This window comes from Allobosea sp. UC22_33 (assembly GCF_042700715.1).
Classification (GTDB): domain Bacteria; phylum Pseudomonadota; class Alphaproteobacteria; order Rhizobiales; family Beijerinckiaceae; genus Allobosea.
The window spans coordinates 4,095,761-4,115,474 of record NZ_CP170556.1; the positions used below are offsets into that span (position 1 = coordinate 4,095,761).

The 19,714-nt window shown below is 68.3% G+C and carries 16 protein-coding genes; 9 read left to right on the top strand and 7 right to left on the bottom strand.

Annotation, left to right across the window (positions count from 1 at the left end; all coding sequences use genetic code 11):
- Positions 1–11: 11 nt before the first annotated feature.
- Entirely contained in the window at positions 12–1,571 is a 1,560-nt protein-coding gene (locus tag ACFJGT_RS19925) for an ABC transporter substrate-binding protein (protein ID WP_377841461.1), read from the top strand.
- Here ACFJGT_RS19925 and ACFJGT_RS19930 read toward each other — a convergent pair.
- The gene (locus tag ACFJGT_RS19930; RefSeq protein ID WP_377841464.1) at positions 1,549–2,475 is read right to left on the bottom strand and encodes a LysR substrate-binding domain-containing protein; all 927 of its coding nucleotides are present in this window, start codon (positions 2,473–2,475) and stop codon (positions 1,549–1,551) included. The two genes, ACFJGT_RS19925 and ACFJGT_RS19930, sit on opposite strands and share 23 nt — an antisense overlap.
- Before the next feature lie 169 nt (positions 2,476–2,644).
- Here ACFJGT_RS19930 and ACFJGT_RS19935 point away from each other — a divergent pair, with 169 nt between their 5' ends.
- The 7 genes from ACFJGT_RS19935 to ACFJGT_RS19965 all read left to right on the top strand — a co-directional run bounded on the left by ACFJGT_RS19935 (position 2,645) and on the right by ACFJGT_RS19965 (position 12,306).
- On the top strand, positions 2,645–3,715 hold the full coding sequence (locus ACFJGT_RS19935; protein ID WP_377841466.1) for an NAD/NADP octopine/nopaline dehydrogenase family protein: 1,071 nt from the start codon (positions 2,645–2,647) through the stop codon (positions 3,713–3,715).
- A 159-nt stretch (positions 3,716–3,874) separates the two neighbouring features.
- Positions 3,875–4,849 carry an AraC family transcriptional regulator gene (locus ACFJGT_RS19940; RefSeq protein WP_377841468.1) on the top strand — a complete coding sequence of 325 codons (975 nt, stop codon included), beginning with the start codon at positions 3,875–3,877 and terminating at the stop codon, positions 4,847–4,849.
- Between the two features lie 196 nt (positions 4,850–5,045).
- Complete coding sequence (locus ACFJGT_RS19945) at positions 5,046–6,050, top strand: helix-turn-helix transcriptional regulator (protein WP_377841471.1); 1,005 nt, start codon at positions 5,046–5,048, stop codon at positions 6,048–6,050.
- Between the two features lie 175 nt (positions 6,051–6,225).
- The gene (locus ACFJGT_RS19950) at positions 6,226–6,786 is read left to right on the top strand and encodes a hypothetical protein (protein WP_377841473.1); all 561 of its coding nucleotides are present in this window, start codon (positions 6,226–6,228) and stop codon (positions 6,784–6,786) included.
- Between the two features lie 81 nt (positions 6,787–6,867).
- Positions 6,868–11,217, top strand: coding sequence for an autotransporter domain-containing protein (locus ACFJGT_RS19955; RefSeq protein WP_377841475.1), 4,350 nt, complete (start codon positions 6,868–6,870; stop codon positions 11,215–11,217).
- 7 nt (positions 11,218–11,224) lie between these two features.
- Positions 11,225–11,653, top strand: coding sequence for a hypothetical protein (locus ACFJGT_RS19960; RefSeq protein WP_377841477.1), 429 nt, complete (start codon positions 11,225–11,227; stop codon positions 11,651–11,653).
- Positions 11,650–12,306, top strand: a complete 657-nt coding sequence (locus ACFJGT_RS19965; RefSeq protein WP_377841480.1) for an invasion associated locus B family protein — start codon at positions 11,650–11,652, stop codon at positions 12,304–12,306. The genes ACFJGT_RS19960 and ACFJGT_RS19965 overlap by 4 nt, the downstream gene beginning before the upstream one ends.
- 13 nt (positions 12,307–12,319) lie before the next feature.
- Here the strand turns inward: ACFJGT_RS19965 and ACFJGT_RS19970 are convergent, their stop codons facing one another.
- The 5 genes from ACFJGT_RS19970 to ACFJGT_RS19990 all read right to left on the bottom strand — a co-directional run bounded on the left by ACFJGT_RS19970 (position 12,320) and on the right by ACFJGT_RS19990 (position 17,288).
- Complete coding sequence (locus ACFJGT_RS19970) at positions 12,320–13,279, bottom strand: carbohydrate kinase (RefSeq protein ID WP_377841483.1); 960 nt, start codon at positions 13,277–13,279, stop codon at positions 12,320–12,322.
- Between the two features lie 100 nt (positions 13,280–13,379).
- A complete protein-coding gene (gene nagA / locus ACFJGT_RS19975; RefSeq protein ID WP_377841486.1) occupies positions 13,380–14,504 on the bottom strand; it encodes an N-acetylglucosamine-6-phosphate deacetylase in 1,125 nt (374 codons plus the stop codon).
- Positions 14,504–15,535: an SIS domain-containing protein gene (locus ACFJGT_RS19980; protein ID WP_377841489.1), complete on the bottom strand. Its 1,032-nt coding sequence runs from the start codon at positions 15,533–15,535 to the stop codon at positions 14,504–14,506. The genes nagA and ACFJGT_RS19980 overlap by 1 nt, the downstream gene beginning before the upstream one ends.
- Positions 15,532–16,365, bottom strand: a complete 834-nt coding sequence (locus ACFJGT_RS19985) for a GntR family transcriptional regulator (RefSeq protein ID WP_377841491.1) — start codon at positions 16,363–16,365, stop codon at positions 15,532–15,534. Before ACFJGT_RS19985 ends, ACFJGT_RS19980 begins: the two co-directional genes overlap by 4 nt.
- Positions 16,362–17,288, bottom strand: a complete 927-nt coding sequence (locus tag ACFJGT_RS19990; protein ID WP_377841493.1) for an N-acetylmuramic acid 6-phosphate etherase — start codon at positions 17,286–17,288, stop codon at positions 16,362–16,364. Before ACFJGT_RS19990 ends, ACFJGT_RS19985 begins: the two co-directional genes overlap by 4 nt.
- A 74-nt stretch (positions 17,289–17,362) precedes the next feature.
- Between ACFJGT_RS19990 and ACFJGT_RS19995 the strand changes: the two genes are divergently transcribed.
- On the top strand, positions 17,363–18,253 hold the full coding sequence (locus ACFJGT_RS19995; RefSeq protein ID WP_377841495.1) for a DMT family transporter: 891 nt from the start codon (positions 17,363–17,365) through the stop codon (positions 18,251–18,253).
- Positions 18,254–18,464: 211 nt separating this feature from the next.
- On the opposite strand, the gene ACFJGT_RS20000 is transcribed toward ACFJGT_RS19995, so the two are convergent.
- The gene (locus tag ACFJGT_RS20000) at positions 18,465–19,574 is read right to left on the bottom strand and encodes an anhydro-N-acetylmuramic acid kinase (protein WP_377841497.1); all 1,110 of its coding nucleotides are present in this window, start codon (positions 19,572–19,574) and stop codon (positions 18,465–18,467) included.
- Positions 19,575–19,714 lie beyond the last annotated feature (140 nt).

Genomic DNA, 19,714 nt, shown 5'->3' on the forward strand with positions numbered 1-19,714 from the left:
AGGACACAGGAATGAAAGCCCGGATCATGGCCGCGATGCTGGCAACAGTCGCCGCCTTCCCGCTCGCCGCCCTGCTGGCACCGGCCGAGGCCGCCGTGCTGCGCATCAGCCCCAACGGCACCGATATCGCGACGCTGGACCCGCATCGTGCCGTCTCGACGACGGACCAGTCGGTCGTCGCCTGGGTCTTCAACGGCCTCGTCCGCTTCAAGCCCGGCAGCGCCGATTCCGCCGATCTCGAACCCGATCTCGCCGAGCGCTGGGACGCTTCGGACGACAAGAAGACCTGGACCTTCCATCTGCGCCGCGGCGTCAAGTTCCATGGCGACTGGGGCGACCTGACCGCCGACGACGTCGTCTTCTCGCTGAAGCGCGCCGCCAATCGCGACACCTCGACCTTCGCGTCGAGCCTGAGCAACATGGCGGGTGCCGAGGCCCTCGATCCGCTGACCGTGAAGGTTACCCTGCGCGAGCCGGACGCATCCTTCCTCAATCTCGTCAGCAATTATCGTGGCGGCTATGTCGTGAGCCGCAAGGCGGCCGAGGCGCTGGGCAACCGCTTCGCCACCAATCCGGTCGGCACCGGGCCGTTCAGCTTCGTCGAGCATGTCACGCAGCAGCGCGTGAAGCTTGACGCCAACAAGGCCTATTTCCGCGGCGCGCCGAAGATCGACGGCATCGACTACCGCTTCATTCCCTCCGACAGCAGCCGGGAACTCGCCTATTCCTCGGGCGAGCTCGACATCTTCTATGCCAAGCGCGAGCAGAAATGGGTCGATCAGGCCCGCCGCCGCGGCAATGTCGTCGTCGATATCTTCCGCCCCGGCGAATACCGCACGCTGCATATCAACCGCACCGTCGCGCCGCTGGATGATCTGCGCGTGCGGCAGGCGCTGTCCCATGCCATCGACACCGCCCAGATCGAGCGCTTCGTCGGTGTCGATGTCGGGCCGCGCGGCTGCTCGGTCGTGCCGGACGGCTATCTCGGTTCGGACTGCTCCTACGGTGCCTACAAGTTCGACCCGGCCAAGGCGACGGCGCTCATGAAGGATGCCGGGCATCCCAACGGCTTCACGATCAAGGCGACGACCTCCAACATCTCGGCCCATCTGCCGGCCATGGAGATCATTCAGGCCCAACTCGCCAAGGTCGGCATCAAGCTCGAGCTCAACGTCGTCGACCACCCGACCTATCACGACCAGATCCGCAAGAATGCGAGCGCGCTGGTCTTCTACGGTGCCGCCCGCTTCCCGGTGGCCGATGCCTATCTCTCGGAATTCTACGCCTCGAAGGCGGCGGTCGGTAAGCCGACGGCCGTGGCGAATTTCTCGCATTGCGCCGTCGCCGATGCCGAGATCGACGCGGCCCGGCACGAGCCCGACCAGAAGAAGCAGATCGCCCTCTGGCACGAAGCACAGCGCAAGATCCACGACGATGTCTGCTCGATCCCGATCAACGACATCCTCCAGGTCTGGGGCCGCAGCAGCAAGGTCGATTACGGCTACCCGCTGAAGGGCGCGCTCAACCTATCGCTGCCGATCACCGAGGTCACGACGCTGGCAGAGCGCTGAAGACCTCGTCCATCATCGCCCCGATCGCCTCCTGCGCGACGCGAAGGAAGGTCTCGACGAAGACCTTGTTGCGCGCCTCGCGCGGGTGGCAGAGCCAGAGATCGGTCTCGATCGCGAACGAGAGCCGCCTGATCTCCACACGGTCCCGGACCGCGTGGACGAAGACCGGATCGAGGATCGAGATCCCCAGTCCCGAGGCGACGAACTCGCAGATCGTGCCGGTCAGGTTCGCATCGGCGACGATGCGGGGCCGGACATCGTGTTCGGCGAGCCTTGCCTCGATCTGCACCCGCGTCTTGTTCTCGGACGCGAGCGCGATGAACGGCGTTCCTGCGATATCCTGAGGAGTGATCACATGCTTGCTGGCGAGGCCATGGCCGCGCGGCATGATGCAGACGAGCGGATGCGTCGCCAGCGGAACCGCGTTCAGATACGGGTTCTCCATCGGCGCATTGACGATGCCGACATCGATCTGCCGCCGCACGAGCCAGTCGATCACGACCTGCGAGCTGCGGCCGAGGATCGAGACATAGGCGTCCGGGTGCTTCGCCAGGAAGCGGCTGGTCGCCTGCTGCGTCAGGTGACCGGTCAGGGCCGGCAGCACGCCGACGGAGAGCTGACCGATATCCTCGCGGTGGATGGAGTCGATCGCGCGCTCGATCTGCCGGATGCCGGCGAATGTCCGGTCGACCTCCTCGTAGAGGCGGATGCCTCGTTCCGAGGGGACGAGGCGCCCGCGCACGCGCTCGAACAATTGCAGGCCGGCATCCTCCTCGAGATGGGAGATCAGCTTGCTGACCGAGGGCTGCGAGATCCCCAGCACATTCGCAGCCGCCGTCACCGAGCCGGTCTCGACCACGGCCTTGAACGCCTCGATCTGCCTGAGCTGCAGGGGTCGCTTCATCGCCTCGCCTCATATCCGTCCGGAGCGGGCCGGCGCGAATCCCGGCCGTCAGAAGAAGGGGTTTCGACCGTGAAGGTCAACGCCCGGATCGTTCGCCGGCTTTCATCTCGCCTCGGCACGGAGCCGGGCCGGACTCCTTCGTTTCATGCGGTCATATCGGGATAGTCAGATGCGTGTTGCCATTATCGGGTCGGGCGGAATCGGGCGCGGCTATGCCGCCTATCTGACGACGCATGGCCACCAGCCCATGCTCTGGTCGCCGAGTGGCGCGGCCATGGCCGATTTCGCCGGGGCCGCGCCCCTGTCCGTGACGGGCAAGATCGAAAGAGAATTGCCGCTCGCCGTCGCACAGACCTGCGCCGAGGCCGTCGCCGGGGCGGATGCGGTCATCGTCGCCGTTCAGGCCAATGGTTTCCGCAGGATCTGCGACACGCTGGCGCTGCATCTGGAGGAGGGTCAGGCGGTCATCTTCAGCGCCCATTGCTCCTTCGCGGCGCTCTATCTGCACCGCCTGCTGAAGCAGCGCGGTCTGGAGCTGCCGATCGCGGCTTGGGCGACGACGGCCCTGACTGCCCGGAAGACCGGGCCGCGCAGCGTCCACATCTCAGGCATCCGCCAACGTCTCGACGTCGCCGCCTTGCCCGCCCGCCATGGCGCGGCGGCGCTGGCGCTCTGCCAGACGCTGTTCGGCGATCGCTTCCAATTGCGCGAGGACATGCTCGCGATCATGCTGAGCAACCTCAATCCGCCCGCGCATATGGCGAACATGCTCGGCAACCTGACACGGGCCGAGCGCGGCGAGGATTGGCCGAATTACGGCTCGATCACGCCGGGCGTCGGGCGCATCATCGAGGCCCTGGACGGCGAGAGGCTGGCGCTGGCGCAGTCCTTTGGCCTCGGCGTGCGCAGCGTGCAGGAGCACTACGCCTTGTCCTTCGGTGTCCAGCCCGGCCCCGTCGCGGAGATGGCGGCGGCGGTCTACCGCTCGCGGCCGGAACTCGCCGGGCCGAAGACGCTCGACACGCGCTTCATCACCGAGGACGTGCCCTTCGGGCTGGTGCCGCTCGTCCTCCTCGGCGCGATCTGCGGCCTGCCCATGCCGGTCCATCAGGCCGGCATCGCCCTGTTCGACGCGATCATGGCGCGCGACTTCGATGCCGAGAACGACCTGCTCCCGACGCTCGGCCTCGCAGGCTTGAGCCCGGCGGAGCTGCACGAGGCGCTGCGGGCGGGCCAATAGGGCTCCGACGAGACCATCCTGTCGAGCCTTGCCTCCAGAGGCGTGACCGAGGGACTCGCGCGCACCCCGGGTTTGTAATAGAGAAAGCCAACCAGCCATCATCGCCGAAAGACCCCGCCATCGCGCGTGGGAGCCATGTCCATCGTAAGGGAGAGCTCCGTGACAGCAGCCCCGTTCCCGATGATGCGACTGCGGACGGACGATGTCCCGCGCCGGGAACAGATGGCCTTCGTGCACGACTTCGTCGCGCGCCATGTCGGCGGGCTGGAATTCCGCCCGGCCGATCGGGACAATATCCGGATCGATATGGAAGCCATGATGCTGCCGGGCGGGCTGACCGTCGGCCGCGGCCTCTATGCGCCGATGCGTGGCGCCCGCACGCGCAGCCTGCTGCAGGACGGCCGCGAGCACTACCTGCTGACGATCCATAACGAGGACCATGAGGTCGCCGTCGGCGGCGGCCGGACGATCAAGGTCTCGGCCGGCGATCTCCTGCTGCTGAACGAGGCCGTCTGCTTCGAGTTCTGGCAGGGCAAGCCGATGTCCGTCGACGTGCTCTCGCTCGATCAGCGGCGGCTCGCGAGCCTCGCCCCACGCGTTGCGCTGGAAGCCAGTTATGTCATTCCGGCGGCATCCGCTTCGCTGCCGCTCCTGTCGGGTTATGCCGAGATGCTGCGCCGCAATCCGCCCGCATCGGTCAGGGCCAGCGAGATCGCCGCGCGCCATGTCTACGATCTCGCCGCCCTGGTGCTGGACGGCTTCGTTCGCGGCGGTGCCGAGCGCAATACCAGCAGCATCGCGGCGGCCCGGCTTAAACTCGTGCGGCAGGATATCCTCCAGCGGCTGTCCGACCCCGATCTCGGGATCGAAGCGGTCGCCCGGCGCCAGGGCATCACGCCGCGCTATATCCAGCGCCTGCTGGAGGCCGAGGACACGACCTTCTCCGATTTCGTCCGCGAGCACCGGCTGGAACGCGCCTTTCGCATGCTGCAGGAGCGCGATCCCGCCTCCTGCACGATCACGACCATTGCCTATGATGCCGGCTTTTCCGATGTCACCACATTCAACCGGGCCTTCCGGCGGCGTTTCGAGGCGACGCCCTCAGAAGTCAGGGCAAGCGCCCTGAAGGGCTGACGCGCGGTCGCCGTTCCCAGACCGGCCGCGACCGGTCGATCCGCCTCCTGCAGGCTGCGAAAAATCGCCTTTCCGTTCGCCGGCTGCAAAACCTGTTCGCCAGCATCCGAGACGCCACCTCCGCCCCACCCTAGCGTCCGCCCCCTCTGAACGGTGGGGGACTGGCTCCTACTTCATCCGAAGCCGGAGCCTCCGCATGACGACCGCACCGTTTGCGATGCAACGGTTGTCCACGGAAGAGATTCCGCGCGGCGAGCGGATCGCCTTCCTGCACGACTTCATGGCCCGGCATGTCTGGAGCGGACGGCGGTTGCTCCCGCTCGACCGCGACACGATCCGCGTCGATCTGGAGGCGATGGCGCTGCCGAGCGAGCTCGTCGTCTCCAGGGGCTGTTTCACGCCGATGCGTGGCATCCGGGCGCGCGACCTGTTGCAGGACGGGCGCCAGAACTATGTCTGGACGGTCCAGGACGACGAGCGCGAGATCTCGGTCGGAGGCAAGCCGCCGATCCGGGTAGCCGCCGGTGATCTCGTCCTCGTCAGCGAGGCGATCTGCCACGAATGTCGGCACGGCAGGCCGACCTCCTTCGATTTCGTCTCGCTCGACCGTCGCTTGCTGGCCGACCGCGCCCCGCGCCTCGACCTCGAGCCGAGCTACGTGATCCCGGCCGCGACGGAAGGCCTGTCGCTGCTGAAGGACTATGTCGCATTGTTGCGCCGCAATCCGCCGGGCTCGCTCAAGCTCGCCGAGGCCGCCGCCCGCCATGTCTATGATCTCACCGCCCTGGTTCTCGGCGGGGTCGTGCGCGGCGGGACGGAACGCAGCGAGACCAGCATCGCGGCCGCCCGTTACAGGCTCGTCCGGAGGGACGTGCTCAAGCGCCTGTGCGATCGCGCTCTGGATATCGAGGCGGTGGCGAGACGCCAGGGCGTCACGGTGCGCTATGTCCAGCGCCTGTTCGAGAATGCCGGAACGACCTTCTCGGAATTCGTCCGCGGGCAGCGGCTCGAACACGCCGTCCGCCTGCTCCGGGAACGTGACCTCGCCGCCAGCACGATCACGGCGATCGCCTATGACGTCGGCTTTTCGGACGTATCCTCGTTCAACAGGGCGTTTCGCAAGCGCTTCGACGCCACGCCTTCGGAATTCCGGGCCGACTTCCTGAGCCGCCGGGCCGCGCGCCCGGAGGGGCGGGAATGACGCGGACGAAGGCGGCTCCTCGGCCCTGCCGAAAGCCTCGCTGCCGCGCCCTGAAAAATATCTCGGGCCGTGTTCGCTCCCTGCAAAGCCCCTTCGCTCGCTGCGCAGACGGGCGAACGACCTTCTTCCTAGGGTGCATCCCGAATGGCGCGAAAGCGCCGCTCCGCTTTGCCGAATGGGCCGTGCCGACAGCCTGCATTCTCGGCCTTGGAAGGGAATTCGAGTGCTGTCGATCATGTGCTCCTACCGGCACGGTGCCGCCGCCGTGCACCGCAGGAGGCGTCGTCTCCTGGCCGCTGCGCTTTGCACGGGCCTTCTGTTCGTCGCCGATCCAGCCGCGGCGCTGACGCGTGACGAGGCCGCCAAGGTCGTCGGTCTCATCGCCGCGCTTCAGCCCGCCTTTGGTCCCTTTGCCTATGACGAGGAGATCGCCGCCGACTGGTTCGAGCGCGATGCGGCTGAGCGCGGCCTGATCCGGGCGGCAGGGTTCACCGCCGAAAGCTGGAAGATCGTGGTCGCCGACACCTTCCGAGGCCTCGCGGCCCTGGCGCCCCAGAGCGAGATCGACGCGATGCGGGCCAAGCTCGATGCCGGCGCAAGCGGGCTCGTGGCATTGAATGCGGCCCAGAAGGCGGAAGCGCTTGAGGCGCTCCGGCGGAATTCGCCCGGATGCTGGCGTTCCGCGCCGAGGGCGCGCGCTTTGCCGACACCGTGCGCCCGCTCGCGCCGCGCCTGAAGGCGATCCTCGACAGAACCTCCGACTGATCCGGCCATCACGGTCGGCCGACGCTCATCGCGCATCCCCAAAAGGCCAATGATGAAAACTGCCCCTTCGAAGCGCGTCGCGCGCAGCCATGCTCTCCGGAAGACGAGCCTCCTGTCGGCGACCGCTCTCGTCGCCGTCGGCACGCTGTCGCTACCGTCAGCGCGCGCAAATTCCGTGAACTACACCCAGAGCGGCACCTATACGGATGCCGTGACCGTGAGGTCGACGGATACGATTCATGCCGCGGCCGGCATCACCGCGGTTTTCGCGGGGACGCTCACCTACGGGGAGCCCACCGGCGGATTCCTGTTTCTCGGGGACACCCTGCCGAACAACGGCACGATCGTCTTCGCGCCGACCAGCATCCTCGGAAGCCCCGGCTACAGCCATCTCGGTATCTCGGGCGGCGTCGTCCGCTTCGGCAGCGATGTGGCGCGGAGTTTCTACAGCCGATCCGGAACCCATGTGTTCGTCTCCGGCGGCGTCTTCGATCTCGGCGGCGCCAGCCAGACCGTCTACCGGCTTGGCCAATTGGGCATCAACGCCGGCACGATCACCAATAACGGTCCCGGCGCCTCCGTCCTGACGATCGCCAACGGCATCGATTTCAATGGCGCGATCACCGACGGCACGAACGCTCTCGCCCTGCGCCTGCAAGGCAGCGGCACCCAGACGCTCGGCGGCAACAACAGTTATTCCGGCGGCACGACCCTGGCCGGCGGCACGACCTTGACCGTGAAGCACGCCAACGCACTCGGCACGGGCATCCTGCGCTTCGAAGGCCTGGGCAGCACGCTTGCCCTCGACGATACCATTTCGCTCGCGAACGACATCAGCCTCGCGTCGGGCGCCACCGCCGTCTTCAGCGTCGGCAGCGGCACCGGCCGGCTCATGGGCGACATCTCCAGCAACGAGGGCGACCTGTTCAAGGAAGGGGCCGGCGAACTCGTGCTCGGTGGAGCCGTGAATGCCAGTCGCTTCTTCCTCAACCGCGGCAGCCTGACTTCCGGTGCCGGCAGCGATATTGCCGATACGGCGTCGGTGCTCGCCTCCCAGAACACGACCTTCAACGTCCAGGTCAACGAGAAAATCTACGAGGTCATCGGCACCGGGCGGGTGACGCTCGCGGACGGCGCCCGGCTGACGCTGGGCCGGGACCAGGATGGCGGGACCGATTATGCGTCGACCTCCGTGAACGCGATCTCGGGTGCAGGCGCGCTGCGCAAGGAAGGCACCAACCACCTGACGCTGCGCGGCGCCAATACCTATTCCGGCGGCACCTCGCTGGCGGGCGGGACGCTTCGGGCGGGCATCACGGGCGCGCTGGGCGCGGGCGGGCTGGCGATCGACGGCCAGGGCACCACGCTTGCGCTCATCGACAATGTCCGGCTCAACAATGCGATCACGCTCGCTCAGGGCGATCTCAATGTCGAGGTGGAGAGCGGCACGGCAACGCTTGGCGGGCCGATCGCCAGGGCGAATCCGGCGGATGCGCGAGACTTCCACAAGAACGGTCCCGGCCGGCTCATCCTCCGCGGCGTCGGTTCGGACGTCTCGCAGGCCCATGTGAATAGCGGCCTCCTGCAGGTCGATGGCGCGATCACCGCCCAGACGCTGCAGGTGGCGAATGCAGCCGGGCTGTCAGGCATCGGCACCATCAACGCCAATGTCACGATCGCGAATGGCGGCACCTTGCACGGGCGCTCCGACCAGGCCCTGACCATCAACGGCAATCTGGTCCTGAACAGCGGCTCCACGATCGAGGTCGAACTCGATGCGCCGAGCACGCGCGCCTTGTTCGGCGTCGGCGGCAACTTGACGCTGGACGGCGGCCTGAACATCACCGGCGCCGGCAATTACGGCGCCGGCGTCTACCGCCTGTTCGACTATGACGGAGCGCTCACCGATAACGGGCTCGATGTCACCGCCGAGCCGGCCGGCATGACCGCGACCGTCCAGACCGGCGTCGCGCGCCAGGTCAATATCGTGGTCGGGGCGGGCGGCGGCCCGGCCTGGCAGTTCTGGGACGGCAGCCAGACCACGGCCAACGGCCAGGTCGATGGCGGCACCGGCAATTGGGGCAGCCTGACTAACTGGACCGGCGCGAACGGCCAGGGCAACGCAGCCTGGGGCGGCGGATATGCCGCTTTCCAGGGCACGGCCGGCACCGTCACGGTCGCGCCGGGCGGTGTCTCGGTGAACGGCCTCCAGTTCGCCGTGAACGGCTACAGCCTGGACGGCGGCCCGATCACGCTGGCAGCGCCGCAGACCGTCATCCGTGTCGGCGACGGCACGAACCAGGGCACGAATTTCGTCGCCCGGATCGGTGCCGATATCACCGGCACCGGCGGCCTGCTGAAGACCGATCTGGGCCGGCTCGTCCTCACCGGCAACAACAGCTACCAGGGCGACACCTTCATCCAGAACGGCACGCTGGAAGGCAACGCGAACAGCATCCGCAACAACATCGTCAATAACGGCATCGTCGTCTTCAACCAGACGCAGGATGGCAGCTTCTCCGGCAATGTTGGCGGCGAAGGCGGCGTCATGATCAAGGACGGAGCAGGCACGCTGCGATTGACCGGGCGCAGCACGCTCGACTGGTCGATCTGGGGCGGCGCGCTGTCCTCGACCACCGAGGCCTTCCGCGGCAATCTCGATATCCGCGGCGCGGCCACGATGCGCTTCGAGCAGAACGCGTCGGGCACCTATGGCGGCGCGGTCCGCAGCAGCGGCAATGGCGACGGCCGGCTGGCGATCGCGGCCGGGACCGGAAACACCATCACCTTCACCGGCGATTCCAGCGGCTTCACCGGCATTACCACGGTCGAGACCGGAGCCCTGGCGATGAACGGGCAGCTCGGCGGCAGGCTCGCAATCAGCGCAGATGGCCGCCTCCAAGGCAGCGGCACGGTCGGCGACACGACGGTGGCCGGCACCGTCGCACCAGGCAACTCGATCGGCACGCTCAACGTCGCCGGCAACATCGCCTTCAATCCCGGCTCGACCTACGAGGTCGAGATCGACGCGGCGGGCGCCTCGGATCGGATCGTCGCGACCGGCACTGCCACGATCAATGGTGGCTCGGTCAAGGTGCTCGCGGGTGCCGGCAACTACGCGCCGCAGACGCAATACACCATCCTGACGGCGGCGGGAGGACGCGCCGGCACCTTCACCGGTGGCGTCAGCTCGAACCTCGCCTTTCTCGATCCCGCGCTCGGCTACGACGCCAACAACGTCTATCTGACGATGACCCGCAATACCCTGGCCTTCAGCAATGTCGGCATCACGCCGAACCAGGTCGCCGCCGGCGGCGGCGTCGAGAGCCTCGGCCAGGGCAGCCCGGTCTACAACGCGGTGCTCAACCTCTCGGCCGAACAGGCGCGCGGCGCCTTCGACCAGCTCTCGGGCGAGATCCACGCCTCGGCTCGCACGGCCCTGATCGAGGATAGCCGCTTCCTGCGCAACGCCGTCAACGACCGCCTGCGCGCGGCAGCCGGTGGCACGGGCGCGGCCGGCGATTCCGTCGTCACCTACGAGAACGGCAAGCCGGTCGCGGCGCTCGCCACGACCGATCGCCTCGCGCTCTGGGGCCAGGGCTTCGGTTCCTGGGGCCGCACCGATGGCGATGGCAACGCGGCCAAGCTTACGCGCAGGACCGGCGGCTTCTTCATCGGCGCCGACGCCCCGGTCTTCGGCAACTGGCGCCTCGGCGCGGTCGCCGGCTATAGCCGCACCGATTTCGACGTGAAGGGCCGCCAGTCCTCGGGCACGAGCGACAACTATCATCTCGGCCTCTATGGCGGCGCGACCTGGGGCGCGCTCGCCCTGCGGACCGGCGCCGCCTATACTTGGCACGACATCGCGACCAATCGGACTGTCGGCTTCCCCGGCTTGGGCGACAGGCTGAGCGGCGATTACGGCGCCGCGACCGCGCAGATCTTCGGCGAGCTCGCCTATGGTTTCACCATGGGCGCGACCCGGATCGAGCCCTTTGCCAACCTGGCTTACGTGAACCTGCGCACGGACGGCTTCCGCGAGACGGGCGGCGCCGCGGCGCTGATCGGGACTTCCGCCGATACCGACGCGACCTTCACGACGCTGGGCCTGCGGGCCCAGACCAGCTTCAATCTCGGCGGCGCCAACCTGACCGCCAAGGCGACGCTCGGCTGGCGCCATGCCTTCGGTGACGTCACCCCGCTTGCGAGCCTGCGCTTCGCCGGCGGCGGCAACGGCTTCGGCATCGCCGGCGTGCCGATCGCGCGCAATGCGGCGGTGATCGAGGCCGGGCTCGACTATGCGATCGCGCCCAATGCCACACTCGGCCTCAGCTACGGCGGACAGTTCGGCTCAGGTCTCGCCGACCATTCCGCCAAGGCCAACTTCAATGTCAGGTTCTGAGGGCGAGATGGATTCCCGTTCCCGCTCCCTCATCCTGACCAACATCGTGGCGCTGTTCCCGATCGCCCAGCAGGCGGATGCGATGTTCGCCAATCGGCTGCTGGAAACCTATCCGGAGGTCTATCGGCTCTTCGCCCTGGAGATCGAGCCGCAGGAGCGCAGCCTCGTGCTGACGCTGCGGCTGATGTTCGGGAACTCCCGGCATTTCGGCGAACTCCTGCCGGTCGTGCAGGAGCTTGCTCGGTCCCACAGGATCTACCGCCTGATCGAGCCTCACTATCGGGCCTTGGCCGAGACGCTGCTCTGGACGCTCCGGCGCAGTCTCGGCCCCGGTTTCACGATCGAGGCGGAGCGGGCCTGGCAGCGCGTGCTGGACGGACATCCGCAGCCGGCTCGCATGTCGTCGGAAGCCGACGGCCGAAAGGCGATCGCATGACCGGCCGCCGGATTCGCCTCCTCGGCACCATCGGCCTTGCAGCACTCGCCAGCGCTGGCGGCATGGCGGCATGGCTGGCATCGGAACGGGCAATTGCCGGCTCGGGCCGCGCTGCATCGGCCGTCGACAGAAGCAACGCTCCGGCGCCGCGGCGGCTCGAGATCGCGCAGGCTCCCGCGGTCGGCCAGGCTGCTGCGGCGAGCGCGACGCTGCCCGGCGGCGCCTCCTCGCTCAACGAGACTTACAAGGACTGGCGCGTCGTCTGCGCGCTGCAGGGCGGCGCGAAGCGTTGCGTGCTCAGCCAGATTCAGACGCAGGAAAGCGGGCAGCGCGTGCTCGCCATCGAGCTCAATGCCCTGGGGGGAGGCGCCGTTGCCGGAGTGCTGGTCCTGCCTTTCGGGCTGTCGCTCGATGCCGGTGTCGCCTTTCAGATCGACGAGAAACTGACGGTGCAGCCGATGCGCTTCCGCACCTGCCTGCCAAGCGGTTGCCTCGTCGCCGTCAGTTTCGATGCACCGATGGTCGCGGCCTTGCGAACAGGCACCACACTCAGGATCAAGGCGACCGCCGATGGCGGGACCGCCGCGCCCTTCTCCATCTCGCTCCAGGGCTTTGCGACCGCTCTCGATCGCGCCGCCATGCTGTCGCGCTGACGCGCCGCGGTCGTCAAGCCACTCCGGATCGCCGCCCGATCGCTTCGACCTCGGCTGCAGTCGGCAGATCGGCACCCCGGCGGGTCACCGTGATCGCCGCTGCCGCAGCGGCGTAGGCCAGAAGATCGGCAAGGGCCTCGCGGTCAAGCGCCGCGATCGCCTCCGGGCTGAGTCGGCCGGTATGGGCAAGCCGTGCAAGCAATGCGGCGTGGAAGGTGTCGCCGGCGCCGACCGTATCCTGCACCGCGACCCGGTGGCCGGGCGCAGACACCGGACCGGCGGCGGAAAAGGCGGTCGCTCCTTGCTCGCCCTGCGTGACGACGACGAGACGGGCTCCCAGACCGAGCCAATGGGAAGCGGCTTCCGCGACGGTGACCTGCCCCTCCCAGGCGATCCGGATGTCCTCGTCGCTGGCCTTGATGATGGTCGCCGCGCGATAGAAGCGTTCGGCGGCCCGATGCCAGCCCGACATGTCACCGATCGCGGTCGGGCGCAGATTCGGGTCGACGCTGATGACGCGCCGGCCGCGTTCCCGTTCGGCCAGCGCCGCGAAGGCGGGGCCGACGGGCTCCACCGCCATGGTGTAGGAGCCGAAGGTCAGCGCCTGGATCGCATCCGGCAGAACCGCCGGCAGATCGGCAGCGGTGAGCGAGCGATCGGCTGCGCCTTCGCCGTGGAAGGCATAGCCGGGATGCCCGTCCCTGCCGGTCGTCACGACCGAGATGGTGGTGAACCGGTCGGTCCGGACGAGATAGCGATCGTCGACCCCTTCGCGCGCCAGGAGATCGGCGAGCAGGGTGCCGAAACCGTCGCGCGAGATGCCGCCGAGGAAGGCCGCCTCGATGCCGAGCCGCGACAGGCCGATCGCAACATTGAACGGCGAGCCGCCGGCCACGATCCGCGCCGGCATCTCGCCCCCCTGACCAGCCTCAGCAAACAGATCGACCAACGCTTCGCCGCAGACCAGGATCATGGTGCCAGACCTTTGCCGCTCGCCCTCGCGCGAGCACATTGCGCGAGGTTATCGGACGAACGGCACCGTTCCAACACTAAGGCGGGCGGGCATATGATGATTACGATGACAACCCGGCCGCTGTCCGCAGCACCGAAAAGATGGCTTTCCGGCCCGGCGCGATCCGGCCATGGCTGCCGGAGAGGCCGAGATAGGCCGCCGGTGCGGTGCTCGCCATCGCGAGTGCCTCGGCCAGGGTCGCACCGCCATGGCGATGCGCATTGAGGATCGCTGTGTTCATGTCGAGATGGGCTCCCGCCAGCCGGCCCTCGGCATTGACCAGCCGCCCGTCGCTGACACGGATCGTCTCGCCGAACAGCTCGAAGGCATCGCGTGGCGAGCCGATCGTCGCCATGGCGTCGGTGACCAGCATCATCCGCTCCGGCCCGATGGCGCGGAAGGCAGCCTGGAAGGAGGGCCAGGCGACATGGTGACCATCGGCGATGATACCGGCAGCGAGTCCGAGGTCGGACATTGCCGCGCCGACCACGCCGGGCTCGCGCGAGCCGAGCTGCGACATCGCGTTGAACAGATGGGTGACGCCGGAAAGCCCTCCGGCATGGGCGCGCGCCATATCCGCCGCGGTGGCGTTGCTATGACCGGCACAAACCCTGACGCCGCGTTCGACCAGCGCACGGATGAAGCCCGGTGGAACGATTTCGGGAGCAAGCGTCACCAGCGTCACGCCCGTCGGTCCCAGCCCGGCGAGCAGGTCGACATCCGACGGCTCCGGCCGCAGCATGTTGCCGAGCGGATGCGCGCCGTTGCGTTCGGGATTGATGAACGGGCCTTCGATATGCACGCCGAGGACGCCCGGCACGCCCTGCGCGATCGCGTCGCGCGCCGCCGCGATCGCGCGGCCGATATCGGTGCGGCTGGCGCTGATCAGCGTCGGCAGCAGAAAGCGCGTGCCGAAGCGGGCATGGGCGGCTGAGATCGTGGCGATGCCATCGACCTTCAGGCTGTCGTTCAGCATGACGCCGCCGCCGCCATTGACCTGGATGTCGATGAAGCCGGGAGACAGGACGGCATCCTCGGGCAGGTCCTCGACCACGCAATCGGGTGCGGCATCGGCCGGAAGGATCGCGCTGACGATGCCGTCCTCGGCGACGACGATCCGATCGCTCAGGATCTCAGCGCCGTCGAACAGGCGTTTCGCGCGCCAGGCCTGCCGGGCTGCGACCATCAGAGCGTCTCCGTGACCTTGAGCAGTCCGGGCGGGCTGTCGACGTTGCGGCCGAGACGGGCGGCTTCCGCTTCGAGCGCGCGATAGACCGGCACCAGCAGAGCAATGGCGTCCAGCGCCGGTTCGCCCGGGCCGAGGCCCGTCAGACTCGGCTGCGGTCCTGAGCCCGCAAAGATCGGGCTGCCCTGGCAGCCAAGCGTCGCCAGCGCGTCCTCGATACTGTCTGAAACCTCGCCGCCGGCATTGAGCCCGAGGATAGGATGCTCGCCGCGGATCGCCGCCTTGGGACCGTGCAGGACCTCGGCGGCACTATACGCGAGCACCGGTACACCCAGTATCTCGGCTGCCTTGAGCGCCGCCTCGCGAGCAGGCCCGAGGCTCAGCCCGCGCCCGATAACGAAGCCGGCCGGAGCGGAGGAGAGTCGGCGCGCCCAGGGCGACCAGTCGAGGGCGAGCGCCTGCGCCAGCCGCTCGGGCGCGATCCTCGTCACAGCGGCGAGCGCCTTGTCCTCGGCAAGGCCCCCGACCAGCAGCAGGCTGGCGAGCATGGTGTTGACGACCGTCTTGGTCGCGGCCACGGCGAGCTCGGGACCGGCGGCAATCGGGATGACATGGCGACAGGCAAGGGCGGCGGGCGAGTTCGCATCGTTGACGATGGCGATAGTCTGCGCGCCAGCGGCCGTCGCCTGCTCGGCCGCGGCGACAAGATCGGGACTGCGGCCGGATTGCGAGATCAGGATGTAGAGCGCCTCGCCGAGACGCGGGCTCGCGCCGTAGCGCGTCACCACCGAGGGAGCCGCGGGTGCGGCGCTAAGGCCGAGGCGGGTTTCGATCAGATAGCGCAGATAGGTGCCGGCATGGCCGGAGCTGCCGCGGCCGCTGACCACGGCATGGCTGATGCTGTTCATGTCGAGCGCCGCCGCGACCCGCGCGATCGTCTCCCGCACCTCATCCAGGAGGCGGGCGGCGGCTTGCGGGATTTCCGCGACCTCGCGCGACATGCGCGAGACCGGCAGCTCGGAAAGGCTCATGATTGCGGCCCCATGGCTTCACCCTTCAGGGTCGCGACGAAGTCGTAGCGGTCGCCGCGATAGGCGGAGACCGTGAACTCGACCGGCTTGCCGTTGGCGAGGAAGGCGCGCCGCTCGATCCTGAGCAGGGCGCTGCCGGCCGGCACGCCGAGGTGTTTGGCCTCGTCGGCGGTGGCGAGGCCGGCATGGATGCGCTGCACGCCATGGGCCGGAACGGCGCCGCGCTGCGCGAGCGCGGCATAGAGCGACATCTCGACGAGGTCCGGCGACGGCAGGATGCTGGCGGGCACGACCGCGCATTCGATCGCAAGCGGTTCGCCATCGGCGGTCCTGACGCGGGTGAGGCGCACGACGCCGTCGCCCGGCCCGAGTCCGAGCGCCATCGATTCCTGTGGCTTCGGCCGCGTCAGCTCCCGCGAGAGCCAGACTGAACCGGGCCGGCCGCCGCGGTTTTCGATATCGGTCGAGAAGCTCGCCAGCACCGAGAGCGGCTGCTCGATGCGCGAGGCGACGAAGGTGCCCGAGCCATGCCGGCGCGAGAGCGTGCCGCTGCGGATGAGCTCGTCGATCGCGTTGCGCACGGTGACGCGGGCATAGCCGGTGAGCTGCGCCAGGTCCCGCTCCGAGGGCACCGCATCCCCCGGCTGGAAGACGTCGCTCTCGATCAGGCGCGACAGGGCACCGGCGAGCCTGAGATAGCGCGGTGTCGGATCGTCGCCGGCCAGGGCTTGCAGGATCGCCTGCTGCTTCGCTGGCATCGCTTCGAGCGCGGTCCCGGAGGCGGCCTCACGCGGACGCCGCGAGCCGCGTCCGGGAGAGGTCTCGCTCACGGCGCCGCCCTGGATGCGGCCGGGGCCTTGTCCGTCGCCCCAGCAGAGAGATCGACGAAAGCGAGGCGCAGATTGCCGCGGTGTCGGGCGAGCAGGGTCTCGGCAAGGGCGATATCGGCGCCGCTGGCGAGCAGCGCGGCGCGCTTGACGTCGCCACGGGCGCGGTCGAGATGCCGGGCGGCGGCCTCGATGCCGCAGCCGGTGATCATGTCCACCATCTCGGCTGCACGGTGCCTGAGCTTGGCGTTGGTCGCCCGCATATGGACCATCAGCCCGCGATAGACGCGGCCCATCCGGATCATCAGCAGGGTCGAGAACAGGTTGAGCACGATCTTCTGCGCGGTGCCTGCCTTCATCCGGGTCGAGCCGGCGACGACCTCCTCTCCGGTCTCGATGAGGATGCCGAGATCGGCGGTGCGCAGCAGGGCCGAGCCGCGGTTATTGGCGATGCCGAGCGTCAGGGCGCCCCGCGCCTTGGCCTCGCCGATCGCCGCGAGCGTGTAGGGCGTGCGGCCGCTGGCGGCGAGGCCGATGACGACGTCGTTGGGACCGATATTGATCCGGCGCATCGCCTCGGTGCCGTCATCGACCGAATCCTCGGCGTTCTCGACCGCGTGCAGGATTGCCTCGTCGCCGCCGGCGATGGCGAAGCCGAGGCGCTCTTCCGGCCAGTCGAAGGTCGGGGTCAGCTCCGCGCCGTCCTGCACGCCGATGCGCCCGGAGGTGCCGGCGCCGGCATAGATCAGGCGCCCGCCGGCCTCGAGCCGCGGCACGGCGGCGGCGACGGCCTCGGCGATCGCAGGCAATGAGGTCGCGATCGCCGCGACGGCCGCAAGCTGGCCCTCGTAGAGCGCCTTCAGGATATCGAGATCGCCCCAGGCATCGAGCTCCTGAAAGCGTGCGCTGACATCTTCCGTCGCCATGAACAGCCTCTTGTGACCAGACCAAATTAAGTCCACTTTAGCCCAGTAGCAAGCCGGAAGCGGACAGGGAAGCCATGACGCAGCCAGAACCGCAGATTTCCCGTCCCGCCCGCCTGACCGCCGCCGTCCCGCCCTTCCTGCTCGGCCTCGTCGGCATCGCCCTGCTCACAGTGATGGACGGCGTCGTGAAGGAGCTTTCGCCGCGCTACAGCGCCTTGCACCTCACCTTCCTGCGCTTCGCGGTGACTGCGGCGATGGGCGCCTTGCTGTTCCTTGTTCTGCGCGCGCCGTTGCCGGATCGCGGCGTCGTCACCGGCAACCTGCTGCGCGGCGTCATGGTCGCTCTGTCGACGCTCGGCTTCTTCTACGGACTTTCCGTTCTGCCGCTGGCGGAGGTCTTCATCATCTCCTTCATCGCGCCGCTGCTGGTCGCGCTGATCGCCATCCCGCTGCTCGGCGAACGGCCGAAGCCGATGGTCTATCTCGCGCTGGTGCTCGGTTTTGCCGGCGTCATGGTCACGGCCGGCGGCTTCAGCCTCAACGCGATCGCACCGGCGCGGGCGCTTGGGATCGCGGCCGTGCTCGGCTGCGCGGTGGCCTATGCGCTCTCCGTCGTGCTGCTGCGTCAGCGGGCGAAGCGCGGCGATCCGCCCCTGACGATCGCGCTGTTCCAGTCGGCAATCCCCGCCGCGATCCTTGCCTTGCCCGCGGCTTTGTTCTGGGCGCCGGTCGCGTCAGCCGATTGGCCGGCCTTCATCCTGATCGGCGCGTTGGGGCTGGCTGGCCATATCGCGCTGGCACTGGCTTTCGCGCGCGGCGAGGCCAGCCGCCTTGTCGCGGTCGAATATACCGGGTTGATCTGGGCGATCCTGATCGGCCTCGTCTTCTTCTCGGAAATGCCGACGCCGCAGGCCATGCTCGGCGCCGCCCTGATCATCGGCGCCTGCTGGCTGCTCAGGCGTTAGGTGGTGTGCTGACGGTCGATCGGAGCGGTTGCGAGCCACCCTTGTCATTCCGGGGCGCGCCGCAGGCGTGAACCCGGAACCCACGACGGGGTGAGGCATTCGATGCCGCGTGGTAGGTGGCTCACCCCGTCGTGGGTTCCTGGTTCTTCGCTTCGCGAAGCCCCGGAATGACAAAGGTAGTTCCGAACCCCTTCAGCAACCGTCCCCCTGCCTAGCCCGGCAGGTTAAGCCGCCCGCCGGTCAATGGCTGTGGCACACCGGTCGTGCCGGGCAGGCTGAGGGCCAGGCCCTTTACCGAGCGGATCGCGAGATAGCCGAAGGTCTGCGCCTCGATGACGTCGCCGGCCCAGCCGGCTGCCTCGACCGGCTCGACGGGCACGCCAAGGTGCTCGTGCAGGCGGCGCATGAAATGACCGTTCAGGCGCCCGCCGCCGGTGACCAGCCAGCGCCGCGGCGCCTTCGGCACATGCCGGAGCGCATCGACCACGCTCTCGACCGTGAAGGCCGCGAGCGTCGCGGCGCCATCGGCATCCGAGAGCGCCTCGACCACCTGGGCGCGGCGGTGGAAATCGTTGCGGTCCAGCGACTTGGGCGCCGGCCGATCGAAATAGGGATTGACCATGAACGCGGCGACGAGGTCCTCGCGGACCGTGCCGCTCGCCGCCAGCGTGCCGTCGGAATCATAGGTCTTGCCGAGGCGGCGCAGGACGAAATCGTCGAGGATCGCGCTGGCCGGACCGGTATCGAAGGCGATCACGTCGTCGCCGTCGATATAGGTGACATTGCCGACGCCGCCCAAGTTGAGCACCATCACCGGCTGCTCCAGCCCCTGAGCGAGCGCGCGGTGATAGAGCGGCGCAAAGGGCGCGCCTTCGCCGCCGGCCTCGACATCGGCATGGCGGAAGCGGTCGACGGTCGGGATGCCCAAGGCCTGCGCCACGGCGGGGCCGTCGATGAGCTGGCGGGTGAAGCGGATCTCGGGGCGGTGATAGACGGTCTGGCCGTGGAGGCCGACGAGATCGACCCTTTCGGGCTTGATGCCCTGCTCGGCCATGAAGCGCTTGACCGCGTCGAGATGGGCCGCGGTGACGGCGGCTTCGAGCTCGACCAGCGGCTCGGTCACCGCGCGCTCGGCCTCGGCGACCAGCGCCTGCAACTGGCGGCGCGTCTCGGGCGGGTAAGGGTAACCGGCACCGGCGCCGAAGCGGAGCTGATCGCGCCCGTCGCTCTCGACGATCGAGACGTCGATCGCGTCCATCGAGGTACCGCTGATCACGCCGATCGCGGTCAATACGGGCTTGTCGAGGTCACGCATCGTCATTTCGCCCCTGCAAACCCCCGAAGTCGCTGCTTCGAGGCTTGCACCGGCTCTAGGCGATCGGCTAAGCCTTGTCCAGATTGGTCCGTAAGTGGTCCATATGCGATCGGTTCATACGAGCGTCGGAACAGGCGCCGTCCATC